At 50.5% G+C, this 15609-nt stretch carries 13 protein-coding genes; 7 read left to right on the forward strand and 6 right to left on the reverse strand.

Going from position 1 to position 15609, the window contains the following annotated elements; genetic code table 11:
• Positions 1–16: 16 nt before the first annotated feature.
• Together pfkA and ACS5WU_RS10005 are read right to left on the reverse strand one after the other, a co-directional pair.
• Positions 17–985 carry a 6-phosphofructokinase gene (gene pfkA, locus ACS5WU_RS10000; RefSeq protein WP_046442790.1) on the reverse strand — a complete coding sequence of 323 codons (969 nt, stop codon included), beginning with the start codon at positions 983–985 and terminating at the stop codon, positions 17–19.
• A gap of 146 nt (positions 986–1131) precedes the next feature.
• A complete protein-coding gene (locus ACS5WU_RS10005; RefSeq protein ID WP_059108717.1) occupies positions 1132–4581 on the reverse strand; it encodes a DNA polymerase III subunit alpha in 3450 nt (1149 codons plus the stop codon).
• Between the two features lie 286 nt (positions 4582–4867).
• On the opposite strand from ACS5WU_RS10005, the gene ACS5WU_RS10010 reads away from it, so the two are divergent.
• The 7 genes from ACS5WU_RS10010 (at position 4868) to ACS5WU_RS10040 (ending at position 10471) form a co-directional block, all read left to right on the forward strand.
• Positions 4868–5671, forward strand: a complete 804-nt coding sequence (locus ACS5WU_RS10010; RefSeq protein ID WP_320607290.1) for a Cof-type HAD-IIB family hydrolase — start codon at positions 4868–4870, stop codon at positions 5669–5671.
• Complete coding sequence (hprK, locus tag ACS5WU_RS10015; RefSeq protein WP_046442792.1) at positions 5668–6588, forward strand: HPr(Ser) kinase/phosphatase; 921 nt, start codon at positions 5668–5670, stop codon at positions 6586–6588. The genes ACS5WU_RS10010 and hprK overlap by 4 nt, the downstream gene beginning before the upstream one ends.
• Positions 6585–7499, forward strand: coding sequence for a UDP-N-acetylmuramate dehydrogenase (murB, locus tag ACS5WU_RS10020; protein WP_046442793.1), 915 nt, complete (start codon positions 6585–6587; stop codon positions 7497–7499). Before hprK ends, murB begins: the two co-directional genes overlap by 4 nt.
• A gap of 2 nt (positions 7500–7501) precedes the next feature.
• On the forward strand, positions 7502–8212 hold the full coding sequence (locus ACS5WU_RS10025) for a PHP domain-containing protein (protein WP_302760253.1): 711 nt from the start codon (positions 7502–7504) through the stop codon (positions 8210–8212).
• Positions 8213–8270: 58 nt separating this feature from the next.
• Positions 8271–9134, forward strand: a complete 864-nt coding sequence (gene rapZ / locus ACS5WU_RS10030; protein WP_046442794.1) for an RNase adapter RapZ — start codon at positions 8271–8273, stop codon at positions 9132–9134.
• Positions 9135–9149: 15 nt separating this feature from the next.
• Positions 9150–10073: a DNA-binding protein WhiA gene (gene whiA, locus ACS5WU_RS10035; RefSeq protein WP_046442795.1), complete on the forward strand. Its 924-nt coding sequence runs from the start codon at positions 9150–9152 to the stop codon at positions 10071–10073.
• A gap of 134 nt (positions 10074–10207) precedes the next feature.
• The gene (locus ACS5WU_RS10040) at positions 10208–10471 is read left to right on the forward strand and encodes an HPr family phosphocarrier protein (RefSeq protein WP_046442796.1); all 264 of its coding nucleotides are present in this window, start codon (positions 10208–10210) and stop codon (positions 10469–10471) included.
• Positions 10472–10519: 48 nt separating this feature from the next.
• Here the strand turns inward: ACS5WU_RS10040 and uvrC are convergent, their stop codons facing one another.
• The 4 genes from uvrC to ACS5WU_RS10060 all read right to left on the reverse strand — a co-directional run bounded on the left by uvrC (position 10520) and on the right by ACS5WU_RS10060 (position 15561).
• On the reverse strand, positions 10520–12352 hold the full coding sequence (gene uvrC, locus ACS5WU_RS10045; protein WP_302761714.1) for an excinuclease ABC subunit UvrC: 1833 nt from the start codon (positions 12350–12352) through the stop codon (positions 10520–10522).
• Between the two features lie 119 nt (positions 12353–12471).
• On the reverse strand, positions 12472–13866 hold the full coding sequence (locus ACS5WU_RS10050) for a peptidoglycan D,D-transpeptidase FtsI family protein (protein ID WP_046442798.1): 1395 nt from the start codon (positions 13864–13866) through the stop codon (positions 12472–12474).
• Positions 13863–15113, reverse strand: coding sequence for an FtsW/RodA/SpoVE family cell cycle protein (locus ACS5WU_RS10055; protein WP_052740312.1), 1251 nt, complete (start codon positions 15111–15113; stop codon positions 13863–13865). The genes ACS5WU_RS10050 and ACS5WU_RS10055 overlap by 4 nt, the downstream gene beginning before the upstream one ends.
• A complete protein-coding gene (locus ACS5WU_RS10060) occupies positions 15103–15561 on the reverse strand; it encodes an FHA domain-containing protein (protein WP_046442799.1) in 459 nt (152 codons plus the stop codon). The genes ACS5WU_RS10055 and ACS5WU_RS10060 overlap by 11 nt, the downstream gene beginning before the upstream one ends.
• Positions 15562–15609: the final 48 nt, after the last annotated feature.

Consider the following 15609-nt stretch of genomic DNA (forward strand, 5'->3'; position numbering starts at 1 on the left):
TCTTCCTGATTTGCAATTAATGGTTTTCCGACATGATGTTGAATTCTTCATAGAGATCCTTCCGGAACACCATTTCCTTTGACAAGGCTTCATCGATATCCTCGTCGATAATTTTATTGTCGCGGATTCCCACGACTCTGTTGCCAATGCCCTTTTCAAGCAGGCGTACGGCACGTACGCCCATGCTGGTCGCGCGCAGCCTGTCCGCAGCCGTCGGCGCGCCGCCGCGCTGGATGTAACCAAGCACGATTGCCTTTGCGTCAAGCTTTGCCTTCGCGCGCATATAATTTGCAACGGCTTCGCCCTTGCCCGCGCCCTCGGCAATCAACACAATACTCGTCATTTTGCCCTTAATCCTGCTGGCAAGAATCTCTTCACAAATATAATCGATATCAAATTCCACTTCAGGTATAATAATATGCTCCGCACCGCCTGCAATACCCGCATAGAGCGCAATATCACCGCACTTGTTTCCCATGACCTCGATAACGCCCACGCGCTCGTGCGATTTCATTGTATCGCGAATCCTCGACATCTCGCCGATCACGCCGTTTACCGTCGTGTCAAAGCCAATCGTAAAATCCGTATACGCAAGGTCGTTATCGATCGTTCCGGGAATACCGATGGTCGGCACGCCCAAATGCGAAAGCACTTTAGCGCCCGCAAACGAACCGTCCCCGCCAATCACTACCACGCCCGAGATATCAAACGCCTTGATGACCTGCAGGGCTTTCTGCTGCCCTTCCGGCGTTTTGAACTCCTCGCAACGCGCGGTTTTGAGGATCGTACCGCCCTTTTCGACGATACCGTCCACATCCTCGGTCTTGATACGGTCTACACGCCCTTCAATCAGGCCGGCGTATCCCTTTGTAATTCCCATTACGGAAAAACCTGCCGCATCCGCAGCCATTACAACAGAGCGGATTCCAGCATTCATGCCCGGCGTATCACCGCCGCTTGTTAAAATACCTATTCTCTTTTTCATAGCACAACCACCATTTATTTAAACTTTCTATTATTGATCATAAGACCGCATTTACTGCGATTCCCCCAAAATACATATCAGTATTTATTTTAACAAACCTTTTGCGAAAACACAATATAAATCACAAAGATTCACGGATACGGCCGCTATTTTACCACCACGTTTTCCTTGCCGAGATAATTTTGCAGTTCTTCCACAAGTTTTGCCTGGTAGGATACGCTGCGCGTACCGCACAGCTTATATTTCTGCCCTGTCTTTTCCACATAAACGACCACGCTGCTTCCGCCGGGATACCTGCCCATGATGCGCATCATCCCGTCCACATCGCAGTCCTTATCCTGTGCGAGTTTTACATACATCTGCTTGCCTGTGAAAAACAGATCGTCCGGTACATATTTCGCAATACGCTCCGCAAGCAGCTCGATCCCGCTTTGCGTACTTACCGTAATTTTTCCGCTGACCGTTACAATCGCGTCTGTCTTCAAAAACGCTTCCGCAGCCGAAAAGGCATTCGGAAAGGCGATCACATTAATCTGCGCCGTCAGGTCTTCCAACACGAGGTTCGCCATCATCTTTTTCTGCCTGGTAGGCCGCACGCGAAGACTCGTGACAATGCCAAGAAGCTCTACCTGCTTGCCGTCGTATTCATACATGGTCATTTCATCGTCCGCCGTCTGCATGATATCGCCAATCGAAAGCGGACGCGCGCCCAGTACCCCCGCAAGTCCGTCGAGTGGATGTCCGCTGATGTAAAGGCCTGTCATTTCCTTTTCGTACGAAAGCTTTTGGGACTCCTCAAATTCTGGAATATCCGGCAGCTGCACCGATAGCGGCGCAAACTCCCCTTCCATGCTGTCAAACAGGGACACCTGCCCGCTCGCCTGGCGCTTTCTGAGCTGTGCAGCATCCGAAAGCACCTGCTCATACACTGCGGCAAGCTGGGAACGCCTGTATCCAAAGCAATCAAAGCAGCCTGAAAGTATCAGGCTTTCCAGCCGCTTTTTATTGAGCACATCCACGTTTTTATCCACAAAATCCGTGAAATCCTGATAGCCGTTCCCCCTGCGGGTAATTACCTCGTCAATCGCTTCGCCAACGTAGGAGATCGCCGACAGGCCAAACCGGATGCCTCCATCCTCCGTCGTGAAGCGCATCTGCGACTGGTTCACATCGGGCGGAAGTATTTTAACTCCCGCCGTTTTTAAATTCTGGATATATTCCGCGAGCTTCTGCTTACTGGCGATAAAGCTGTTGAGCAGGGCTGTCATAAACTCCACCGGATAATGGCACTTGAGGTAGGCCGTCTGGTAGGCCACCACTGCGTAAGCGCACGCGTGCGATTTATTGAACGCGTAATTGGCAAACGCCATCATCTGGTCAAACAATGCAGTCGCGGTTTTTTCGTCCATACCGCGGCGGATGGCGCCGTCAACGACTACTTTTCCATCCTTTTCCTCGCCATGGATAAAGATACGGCGTTCTTCTTCCAGCACATCGTGCTGCTTCTTACTCATGGCGCGGCGCACAAGATCGCTTCTTGCCATAGAATATCCCGCCACATCCCTTACGATCCGCATGATCTGCTCCTGATAGACCATACAGCCGTAGGTATCGTTCAAAATCGGTTCGAGCATCGGGTGCATATAGTGCACATTCTTTGCGTCGCGCTTGCTGCGGATGTATTCCGGTATGCTCTCCATCGGCCCCGGACGGAAGAGGGATATTCCCACCATGATGTCATTGAGGTTCTCCGGCTTCAAATCCTGCATCAGCCGGCGCATCCCGCCGCTTTCAAGCTGGAACATGCCCAGCGTTTCCCCTGATGAAATCAGGTCATACACCTCTTTGTCATTAAAATCGATACGGTCGATTTCAATATCGATTCCATGGTTCTCGCTGATCATCTGCACCGCGTCGCGAAGCACCGTGAGGGTACGCAGCCCAAGAAAATCCATTTTCAAAAGCCCCATGCTCTCCAGCTTTTTCATGGTGTACTGCGTCATCACATTTTCATCTTTGGGGTTCTTTTGCAGCGGCACATAATCCGTTATGGGCGCGTCGGCAATCACTACGCCTGCGGCGTGCGTGGACGCATGACGCGGCATTCCCTCCAGCTTACGGGCGATGTCGATCACCTTTTTGGCGTCGGGATTATTATCGTATTCCGCCTTGAGGCGCGCATTCTGGTCAAGCGCCTTATCGATCGTCATTTTCAGTTCAAACGGCACCATCTTGGCCCATTTGTCCGCATCCGCGATGCTGATGTTCATCACGCGCGCAACATCCCTGATCACAAGACGTGCGCCCATTGTACCGAAGGTGATGATTTGCGCGACACGCTCCTCGCCGTATTTTTCCGTCACGTAGTCGATAACCTCCTGCCTGCGTTCATAGCAGAAGTCGATATCGATATCCGGCATACTGATGCGCTCCGGGTTGAGAAACCTCTCAAAGAGCAGGTTAAATTCAATCGGATCGATATTGGTAATGCCAAGGCAGTAGGCGACTATACTGCCCGCCGCGCTGCCACGGCCCGGCCCTACCATAATACCGCTTTCCTTGGCAAAATTCACAAAATCCCATACGATCAGGAAATAATCCGTAAAGCCCATATCATTGATCGTATTAAGCTCGTAATCAAAGCGCTGGACCGTATCCCCGTCCGCATCCGGGTAGTGCTTCTTCAGCCCTTCCTCCGCAAGATGCTTCAAATATTCAAAATTGGTATAACCCTCCGGCACCTGAAACTCAGGCAGGTGGTTGCTTCCAAACTCAAACTCCAGATTGCATTTATCGACAACTTCACGCGTATTGGAGAGCGCCTCCGGGATATAGGAAAACAGCTTTTGCATTTCCTTTGGCGATTTGAGGTAAAATTCTTCGGTTGCGAAGGCCATTTTACTGGGCTGGTCTATGGTCGTAACCGTCTGGATGCACATCAATACTTCCTGCGCGTAAGCGTCCTCTTGATTGACATAGTGCACGTCGTTGGTTGCCACAACCTTAATCCCCGTCTCGTCGGCAAGCTTGAGCAAAAGCGGGTTGATGCGCTGCTGTTCCGGAATACCGTGATCCTGCAGCTCGAGATAAAAATCTTCGCCAAACATAGCGTGGAGCTTTTCCGCCATTTGCTTCGCGCCGTTATAATCATTCTGAACAAGCAGGCGCTGCACATCTCCCGCAAGGCATGCGGAAAGGCAGACAAGCCCCTGGGTATGCGCCTTCAAAAGATCGTAATCGATACGCGGCTTATAGTAAAAGCCTTCCAGCGAGCCTGCCGAAACGAGCTTCATGAGGTTTTTATAGCCCGTCATATCCTTACAAAGCAATATGAGGTGCGCATACTCCCGCGCCATGGAATTCTTCTCAAACCTGCTGCCCGGCGCCACGTATACTTCGCAGCCGATGATCGGTTTAATCCCCGCTTTTTTGGCCGCCGTATAAAAATCCATCACGCCGTACATGACGCCGTGGTCGGTAATGGAAAGCGCATCCATCCCAAGCTCCTTCGCGCGGTTCACAAGGTCTCCAATGCGCCCTGCGCCGTCAAGAAGGCTATATTCCGTATGCGTATGCAAATGTGTAAAATCAATCATAAAACAAAAAACCGCCTTTTCCATATTATAGCATGACGGCATACAAAATTGTGCAAAAATCCTGTGAATTTTTGTGCCGCCGGCAAAACGTTTTTCACGTCTGCCCACCCTTCCCTCCGGCTGGTTCCTCCTTTGCATGCAAATGCAGGCGTTTCGCGCCGCGCACAATTTTTTCCGCGTCAATCTGGCGCCTTCCGCATCTGGATTTTACGCTTTCAAATTATGTACTGATACTGTATAATTAAGTTATTGATTAATTTTTAAAAAGGAAGGACAAACTATATTTATGGCTTATAAACTGATTGCTCTTGATCTTGACGACACCCTGCTTGATTCTGAAAAACGCATTTCGCGGGCAAATATGGACGCGATTACCGCGGCGCATGAAAAAGGCGTGCAGATCGTGCTTGCCTCAGGCCGCGCCTATCCGGGCGTCGCGCCTTTCAAGAAAAAGATCGGTATCAACGACTATGCTATCGCCTGCGGCGGCGCACAGGTTGTGGATCCGGATGGGAAGGTCGTTTTTTCAACCTATCTCTCTCCTGTCGTTACCCGGCAGGCAATGCAATGGGCAGCGGACAAGGGCGTTCATTTCCAGGTTTATATGGATGACGGGTTCCATTACCTGAAGCATAACGAGCAATCCGATTATTACGAGAGGATTTGCGAGTACACCGGCATCGAGACTCCCGGACTGATGGACATGGATCCGATCCTTGCGGCAAAAGTCCTCATCATTGACAGCAACGAAAACCTCGAGCTTCACCGCGTCGAGCTTGAAGCGATGTTTCCTGAAATGCTGATCAAAAAATCCCAGAATTATTTTCTCGAGGTGCTGAATCCGCAGGCCACCAAGGGAAGCGCGCTCAAGTTTCTCGCAAAGAAGCTGGGGCTGGAGCGTGAGGAGCTGATGGCGCTTGGAGACAGCGAAATCGATGAAAGCATGATCAAATACGCGGGGCTCGGCGTCGCGGTGGAAAATGCAACCCCGGCCTGCAAAGAAGCTGCCGATTATATCGCCGCGTCCTGCGAGGATGACGGCGTTGCAAAAGCGATTCAAAAATTTATTTTGGAGGTTGACACAAAATGAAACGTGTCATTAAGATCGAAGATTTAGCAAAGGCGATCAATCTTAATATCGTGTATATGGGAACGCGGGACACAGCGGAGATCGATTCAAGCGACCTCAACCGTCCCGGCCTGCAGATGAGCGGCTTTTTTGAATATTTTGCAGTGAACCGCGTACAGCTTTTCGGCATGGCGGAAATCACGTATTTGCAAACCCTTGACCACGAGACACGTATGCAGCGGCTGGACCGCTTTTTTTCGCAGGCAATACCCTGCGTGCTGATTGGAAGGAACCTCACGCCTCCTGATGAATTTTTGGAGCTTGCACGAAAGTATGACGTTCCGGTGCTGATGTCCGGACTCACCACCACCAAACTGAGCCACAAAACGGCGATCTACCTCGATGCGATCCTTGCGCCGGTTATTTCCCGCCACGGGGGGCTTATGGATGTTTACGGAGTCGGCATGTTTATCACCGGCGACAGCGGCGTCGGCAAAAGCGAGACTGCGCTCGAGCTTGTAAAGCGCGGGCACAGGTTCGTCGCGGACGACGTTGTGGAAATCCACAAGCTTTCCGACGATACGCTGATCGGGCAATCTCCTGACATCATACGGCATATGATGGAAATCAGGGGGCTTGGCATCATCGACGTTTCCGTACTGTATGGTATGGGCTCTGTCGTACGCGAAAAATCGATCACGTTGTCCATTCACCTCGAACCGGGCGATGTGCGCGACATAGACCGCCTTGGAACAGCGGATAACCACATTACGCTGCTTGGCATCAAGGTGCCGCAGATCACGCTTCCGGTACGCCCCGGGCGTAACCTCGCAATCGTTATGGAGGTCGCAGCGATGAACTTCCGCCTGAAGAGCATTGGTCAGGGCGGCGGCGAATGGCTCGCGCAAAATATAATGGATGTGATTGCCCAGTCATGATTTCAGATAAACTTATTGCAAAATTTGTCTCCTTCCTTGGCGGGGAGGGTGTGCGGCGGGATGAGCCGATGGCCGCACATACGACCTTTAAAACCGGCGGCCCTGTGGAGCTCATGCTGCTTCCCCATACGGAAGAGGAAGTGGCGGGCGTCCTTTACGACCTGCGGCAGGAAGGGATTCCCTTCGTTGTGATTGGCCGCGGTTCCAATCTTCTCGTCTCTGACGAGGGGCTGCAAGGCGCCGTGGTAAAGCTTGCTGACCGCTTTGACGCAATTACAATCGAGCGGAACAGGATTTTTGCGCAATCAGGCGCGCACCTGAAGCTCCTTTGTATGGAGGCTATTCGCGCCGGACTTGCAGGTCTCGAATTTGCAGGCGGTATTCCCGGCTGCGTGGGCGGGGCGGTATGTATGAACGCAGGCGCGTACGACGGCGAAATCAGGGACTTTTTTACCAGCGCGCGCGTGCTCACTCCGGAATTCGAAATAATCGATATTCCTGCCGCAGATATGCAGTTTGGTTATCGCCACAGCGTTATTTTCGAAAAAAACCATGTCGTGCTCGGCGCGGCGTTTACGCTTCCTGACGGCGATCCGGAGGCTTCCCTCTCGAAGATGAACGGTTTTAACGCCCGCCGGCGGGAAAAGCAGCCGCTTGAATATCCAAGCGCGGGCAGCACCTTCAAACGCCCAAAAGGAAATTTTGCGGGGACGCTCATCGAAAAATGCGGTTTAAAGGGCTATATGATAGGCGGTGCACAGGTTTCAGAAAAGCACGCAGGGTTTATTATTAACGCAAAGGACGCCTCTTCCCGCGATATTTACGAGCTGATCCTGTATGTGAAACATACGGTGGAGGAACGTACAGGAGTCATCATGGAGCCGGAAGTCAGGTTATTGGGTAAATTTTAGCTATGATAGAAATCATTGCAGATATGCACACGCACACCGTTCACAGCCACGGGACGGGCACGGTGGAGGACAACGTAAAGGCCGCGATTTCCGCGGGGCTACAGCAGATCGTGATCAGCGACCATGGTCCGCTGCATTCGTATTACAACATCAAAGACGTAGACGCATATTTACGCGACATCGATGCGATGCGTAAGAAATACAAAAGTGATATCGACGTTTTGGCAGGCGTTGAACTGAACCTGCTTTCCGCACAGGGCGATATCGACCTGCCGCCGGACTACGCGGACTCATTTGACGTAAAGCTGATGGGCTACCACAAGCTGGTGCATTATAAGACAGTTGCGGACAGGCTGCATATGCTTCTCTTCAAAACAAAGAGCGAACGCGCCCTGGAGCGCAATACGCAGGCATATTTAAATGCGATGGATAAAAACAATATCGACATTATTGTCCATATTGGTTATGGGCTTCCAGTCGATATCCTGAAGGTCGCGCGGCACGCGGCGGAAAAAAATGTCGTGCTGGAAATCAATGCAAAGCATCCTGAGTTCACAACGGAAGAGCTCCGGCAATGCGCTGATCTGGGCGTAAAATTCTCAGTGGGCAGCGACGCACATTCTCCCGGTCGCGTGGGCGATTTTCTCCCCGCGCTCAGGAAGGCGGAAGAAGCAGGCCTGAAGGCGGAACAGATTATCAACGCGAAGCAATAAAAGCCGTCTTGCGGCAAACGACAGAATGACAGGCGCGTGGCAGCGCGGAGGAAGACATATGAAATTTACAATCGTAACAGGTTTATCGGGCGCGGGCAGGTCTTCCGCTCTTCGGCGGTTGGAGGATCTCAACTACTATTGCGTAGACAACCTCATGCCTGAGCTGATTCCTGATTTTGCACGGCTGTGTATGAGCAATACGCATATACGTGATAAAGTCGCCGTGACGGTGGATGCGCGTATGGGCGATTTCTTTGATTCCATCTATACGACCATCGACGAGCTCAAAACAATGGACCTCGATCTTGACATCCTGTTTCTGGACGCTTCGGACGCCGTCCTTGTAAAGCGTTTCAAGGAGGTTCGCAGAAAGCATCCGGTATCGGGCAGCGGTGAAATCCTTTCGGGAATCCATATGGAACGCCGACAGTTGCAGGGCCTTAAGGATATTGCAAACCACGTGATCGATACTTCTTCCTACAATGTAATGAAGCTCCGCAAGATGATCGATACCATGTACTCCGGCGATACGGACAACCGTTTGCTGATTTCGATTATCTCATTTGGCTATAAACGCGGCATTCCGCTTGACGCGGACATGGTATTTGATATGCGTTTTATCGAAAATCCGTTTTATGTGGAAGGAATGCGCAAACATTCCGGCCTCGACGAGGATGTGCGCGATTTTGTGCTTTCTTTCGACCAGACGCAGTTCTTTCTGGCTGAGCTTGTCAAAATAGTGGATACTCTGGCTCCCTGTTTCGTGAGCGAGGACAAAAACCAGCTTGTGATCGGCATTGGCTGCACGGGCGGGATGCACCGCAGCGTGGCTGTTGCCGAAGAGCTTTTCCGGCGTTTTCAGGATGCGGGAATGCGCGTGACGCTTGAGCACCGCGACCTGACGCTCGAAAAAAACTGCTGAGCGGAGGAGCTTTGTATGTCTTTTTCTTCAACCGCCAAGGACGAAATATGCACGCTTGCCGAGGAAAGGGATTGCTGTATCATCGCTGAGCTTTGTGCATTTACCCTTATTTGCGGAAACCTCAGTATTCATTCCGGCGGCGTGAGCATCAAATACAATACGGAAAACATGACGGTTGCAAAACGTATTTTTGACACGATAACCCGCGTCTTAAAAATGGATGCAGACATCGAGATCAAGGAAAACCTTCTGAAAAAAAAGCACAGCTATACGATTGTAGTCAAAAACGCGACGCTTTTGCTTTCAATCCTGGGGCTTGAAGGAAACCTTCTCACAGATGCGGTTCCCCCTCGGGAAATGACAGAAAAAGAATGCTGCGCCACAGCGATTTTGCGCGGCGCATTCCTTGGAGGCGGTACGGTTTCAAATCCGAAAAAAAATTACCATGCGGAGTTTGTTGCAGGTTCCGAAGCCTTTGCACAGGTGCTTTACAGCATCCTGCTGAAAAACGAAATCAGGGCAAAAATTATTCACCGCAAGCAGAGTTTTGTGGTATACTTAAATGAAGGTGACAGTATTTCAAACCTATTGGCGCTGATCGGTGCATATTCCGCAGTTTTAAACTTTGAAAATGTGCGTGTGTTAAAGGAGATGCGTAATAATGTCAACCGGGCTGTAAATTGCGAGACGGCGAATATCAATAAAACCGTTAACGCTGCAATGGCACAGCTTGAGAGCATCCGCAGGATTGAAAAAGAAATCGGTCTTGAAAACCTGAGCGATACGCTTCGCGAGGCGGCAGAGCTTCGCCTTGAGTATCCTGAGGCTACCCTGTCGGAGTTGTGCGAGCTTGGAGGCACAACCAAATCAGGCATGAATCATCGCCTGCGTAAGCTCAATGCCATCGCATTGGATTTACAGCATATGAACAAATCGTAGCGCACGTTGTGCGCATGAAAACGTTTGCTGCATAGCGGGTTTCTTGCAGGTGTTGCTCGCGCAGCCATTTGAGAAACCGCATTAAATACCAATAATAATACACACTCGCCATGAACATAAAGGGAGGATTTAAAATGATTTACAAAGAACTTGTGATTACAAACGACGATGGACTGAAAGCAAAGGCGGCAGCCAGTTTTGTGCAGGTTGCAAATCAATTTGATTCACAAATCCTGATTGAGTTTTCCAACAAAAAGATCAATGCCAAAAGCATTATGGGGCTTTTGTCCCTGGGTGTTAAGAAGGGCGAGTCTATTTATGTGTTCGCAAACGGCAGCGATGAAAAGGACTCTGTAGAGGCGCTTGCCGAGCTTGTAGAAAACGGCTTTGGCGAATAAAACACAATCGCAGTAAAAAGCTTGCACGGCCGTGCAGGCTTTTTTTGTTTATGATGCGCTGTCTCCATGAAAATGCTCGTAAACCTTTTCCGCAACGTGATCCGGCAGGCCTTTCACCGTTTTGAGTTCTTCCAGGGAAGCCTCCCGGACGCGCTTCACGCTGCCAAAAAACTTCAGCAGCGTACGCTTGCGTGTATCGCCAATCCCTTCGATCTGATCGAGCTCGCCCGTGTGATGGCGTTTCTCGCGCAGCTTACGGTGAAAGGTTATCGCAAACCGGTGCGCTTCGTCACGAATCCCTGTCACAAGCCGGAATTCCGGGCTGCCCACCTTAAGAAGAATACTTTCCTCTTTTCCCGGCACAAAAATTTCTTCCTGCTTTTTGGCAAGGCTCACAATGGGTATGTCCTCGCAGCCCAGCGAAAAAAGCGCATCTCTTGCAGCGTGAAGTTGTCCCTTTCCGCCATCGATAATAATGAGATCCGGCATTGGGAGAAAGCTTTCGTCTCCACGAAGCCCACGAACAAGCCGGCGTTCGAGTGTTTCATTCAATGAGGCAAAGTCGTTCGCACCTTCGAATCCCTTGATTTTGAACTGCCTGTATTTTTTCCTGTCCGGCTTTCCATCGGTAAATACCACCATGGACGCGACATTGTTTGTCCCCTGTGTATTGGAAATGTCGTAGCACTCGATGCGCTTTAACTCCGCATCGATGCCAAGGGCTTTTGCAAGGTTCCCCGCCGCCGCTTCACGCTGCGCCTGCATCCCCTCTTTGATCTTAATTGCATCACTTGCATTCTTTCTTGCAAGCTCCACAAGCTTGCGGTTGTCCCCGCGCACAGCTTCCCTGATTTCCACCCTGGATCCGCGCTTTTCAGACAGCCACTCCATCAGGAGGTCGCTGCCGTCAGGACGCGGCAGCACATAAATATGCTTTGGAATTCCACTCTTCTCCGCGTAATATTGCTGTATAAACTGGCCCATAATCTCTGAAAGCGGCTCCCCGTCATAATCGAAATAGTATTTCTGCGCATAGAGAAGCTTTCCGTCCCGGAACAAAAATGCCTGTACCACCGCTGTTTTCAATCCCTTCTCCACAGCAAATACATCTTTGTCGTCAAGGTTTGGAAATCCGGCGCGTTGCTTTTCACGGATGCGGTCGATGAGGGCAATCCTGTCTCTCATGAGCGCAGCCTGTTCAAAATTCATATTTTCAGACGCTTCATTCATTTTGCGGACCAATTCCTTGCGGATTTTGGAATTGCTGCCGGAAACCACGCCGATTACCTCTTTTACAAGCTCGTCGTATTCCTCTTTGGAAACCTTTCCCGTACAAGGCCCTATGCACCGGCCCATCTCATAATTAAGGCAGGGGCGCTCCCCCCTTGCGATCATGCGCGGTATATCGTTGTTGCAACTGCGAAGAGGATAAAGCCGGTAAACCTGGTCAAGCACATCGCGAATTACGTGTGCTGCAATAAACGGCCCGTAATACTTCGCTCCGTCGTCCTTGACGCTGCGCACCACAGTAACGCGCGGAAAAGGTTCGTTCAGGTCCACACGCACATACGGAAAATGCTTATCGTCCTTCAGCATGATATTATAGTACGGGCGGTATTTTTTGATCAGGTTACACTCCAAAATGAGCGCTTCAAGCTCGGTATCCGTAATAATATACTCAAAGTCGTCAATATGCGAAACCATCGCCGCAACCTTCGCATACTTTTGCGCTTCCTTACGAAAATACGAGCTGACACGATTTTTCAGCACCAACGCCTTGCCGACGTAGATCACCTTTCCGTCCTTGTCGCGCATGATATATACGCCCGGCGTTTGCGGCAGATTTTTTATTCTCTTTTTCAGCTTTTCCGATAATTCCATGCTTATATCATAACTCCATTCCCTTCCCATTGGAAGAGAAGATCAAAATTCCAAAACGCGCCCAAAGAGCAACATCCCCGTCAATTACGGCAGGAACCGGCACTCCGGGCGCGTCAATTTTAATATCCCATATCCACTGCTTTTTCCAGAATCTTGCCCGCAAGGGGAGTCGCGTACGACGAACCGAAGCCCGCGCCCTCGCCAATCACTGCGATTGCGAGCGGATGTGCGGAATCCTCGAGGAAGCCGACGAACCACGAATGGTTTTTGGTTTCGCCCGTATCCTGGTCCACGTACTCCGCAGTTCCCGTTTTTCCGCAAACCGTCAGGCCGCCAATATCCGCACTCGTCGCCGTACCGCTCGTCACGGTGTTTCGCATGTACTCCGTGAGCTGTGCCGACACATCCTGCGGCATGATCTCACGAAATGCAGTCGGCGTATAGCTAAAGGAGCTTGTCCCGCCGTACTTCACGTCCTTGAGCGTATTGGGCTGCATGATCGTGCCGCCGTTCGCAACGCCCGCAGAAATCATCATATTGTGCATGGGTGTGATGAGGTCTTTATACTGTCCAATCCCCGCCCACGCAAGGTCCCCCTTATTGCCCGACACGACAAATTGGCTGTTATACAGAGTGAAATCCGGGAATTTGAAGTTATAGTTAAACGCAAACTGATCCGCTGTTTTAAGCATTGCATCGTCCCCAAGCTCCACAGCCAGCTTCCCAAAATAGATATTGCAGGATTTTTCAAACGCGCTTTCAAGATCCACGTGCCCATGGCCGCCCTTTTTGGGGCAGGTTATTTTCTGGCCTTCGATGATGTCGCTGCCCGTACAGTCTATTTCAAGGCCGGTCACGCCATTTTCGATCGCAGCAGCAGCTGTCACAATTTTCATTGTGGAGCCCGGCGGGTATAACCCCTGCGTAACGCGGTTGATAAATTTCGCGCCGGTTTCGTCCGTATCATCCTTGGCGGTATACGGATCAAACGTCGGCTTGCTGACGCTGCCAAGGATTTCTCCCGTTTCATAGTTCATCAGCACCACAGCGCCCGGATCTGAATTCATATTGTCGTAAATATATTCGCACAGGTCCGCGTCGATTGTAAGATACACGTCTCCGCCCTTTTGGCCGCTCTGCGCACTTTTGTATTTATCCAGTACATTTTGGTCGTAGCCATACAAATATTTGGCAAAGAAGGTTTCCGCCCCCTGTGACTTTCCGTAAATATCTCCTACGATATGGCTGACCGCCCGGCGCATATCTTCGCCTTCCGCGTATTTACGTTCCCCGTTCTGGGTATATGCAAGCGGGATGCCGTTCCTGTCGTAGATCGAGCCTGCATTCTCAATATTTTTCGTTGCTGAAATCCGCGGATTGAACGGCGTGGTAAACCACTGGTCGCCATATGCGACTGTGGAATACAGGAGATACGAGCCGAGCAGGACGAACAGGCAGCAAAACACCGCCAGCATTGCACGCATATTCTTTTTGATGTTTACCTTTTTTTTCATTCCACGCCGCCTCCCATCTCGGCAAGCTCCGCTTCTTCATACTCACCGTTTTTGAGCGCAACACCCTCGATGATGCCAAGCTGCATCATGCAGGCAAGCATAGAGCTTCCGCCATAGCTTACAAAAGGCATCGTAATACCGGTAAGCGGTATCAGCTTAATTACCCCGCCGATAATGATAAAGCTTTGCAGGGAAAGCATAACCGTTGCTCCAAACACAAGCAGTTTATCGAATTTTGTTCGCGCATCCATTGCAATCAGGATACCGCGAATAATAAACACAAGATAAAGCGCGATAATACTGATCGCTACGATGATGCCGAACTCTTCTGCAATCGAGGCGAAAATATAGTCCGTCGTCTTCGCAGGAATGACGTCCGGCATTCCCAGCCCGAGACCGCTTCCAAGAAGTCCGCCGCTCGCAATTGCAAGAAGCCCCTGCACAATTTGGTAACCTTTCCCATCATAGGTCGCCCATGGATCCTGCCAGACCTCAACGCGCGTCCTGACATGCGCGAACATTTTATAGGAGAGGAATGCGCCGCCCGCAAATGCAGCCGTCGCCCCAAGCGTAATGCCCACACTCCCAGTCGCCGCGTAAAACACAATCAGGAAGGTTCCGGAAAAGAGAAGCGCCGCGCCAAGGTCCCTCGAAAGCACAAGGCACCCGACACAGGCAATCGTAAACAGGAAATAGGGCCACATATCACGTTTTCTGGTACGGGAGGCAAGGAAATACGCGCTCACGATCAGGAACAGTATTTTTACAAATTCGCTGGGCTGGAACCGGAACGTCCCGATATCGATCCAGTTTTTAGCGCCGTTGGTAGCCGTGGCAAAAATAAATGTAATGCCAAGCATCCCCACTGCGAGCGCCATGAAAACATAATTGATTTTCCCAAAATCACGCGCCTTTTTTATCACCAGCATTGCCACGATCATGCACACGTTGCCAATCAATATCCAGATAAACTGCTTGCTTGCCGTTTCCGGGTTGATCCGGTACAAAATCACAATGCTGATAATACACAAAAAATCTGCGATCAACAGGGTGAAGCGCTCAAGGTGCTTGAATATCTTGCGCAGGACATTGTACTGTATGATGATAAACACTGCAAAAACGCAGCCAAGGATCACCGCCTGCATATCAAACGTTCCGCCCGCAAACGCAAGCAGGAACATACCTGATAACAAAAACAATATCATGAACGCGAGCATAATTCCCGCGCCGTATCTTCTAATTATCATTTCCTATCCTCGTCCTCTTGAAATAGATGCGCATTTGCACATCCCCAAACGACATTGCGTCGCCGGTCTTGAGCTTGTGCGTGTTGATTGCAAGCCGTCCATTGATTTTGGTAGGCGCTTTGTCAATCGGCTTCAAATAGTAGTCGTCGCCATCCTGAAAAATAACCGCGTGCGTTGCAGCGACGGTCCTGTCGGGCAATACAATATCGCAGCTTGCGCCGCTGCCGATTGTATTTTCCGCGCGCAGGCCAAACCTGTCGCCAATAAATTCCTCAGGGCCGCCGATGATCTTGGCATAACCGCCGAACTGGCTGATTTCGCTCATAACGAATTTTTTTTGCTGGTATTCCTTATACGAAATGTAGATCACGGCAATGAGTATCACAAGCACTGCCGCAATAAACCAATACCGCAATGCGTACGCAACTACCTCATAAGCTGCTTCCATAAAATTTCTCCTTGTATTTCAGGGTTTTATAACTTTTGAATGTCCATC

It is taken from the genome of Christensenella sp. KGMB01412 (genome assembly GCF_055522415.1).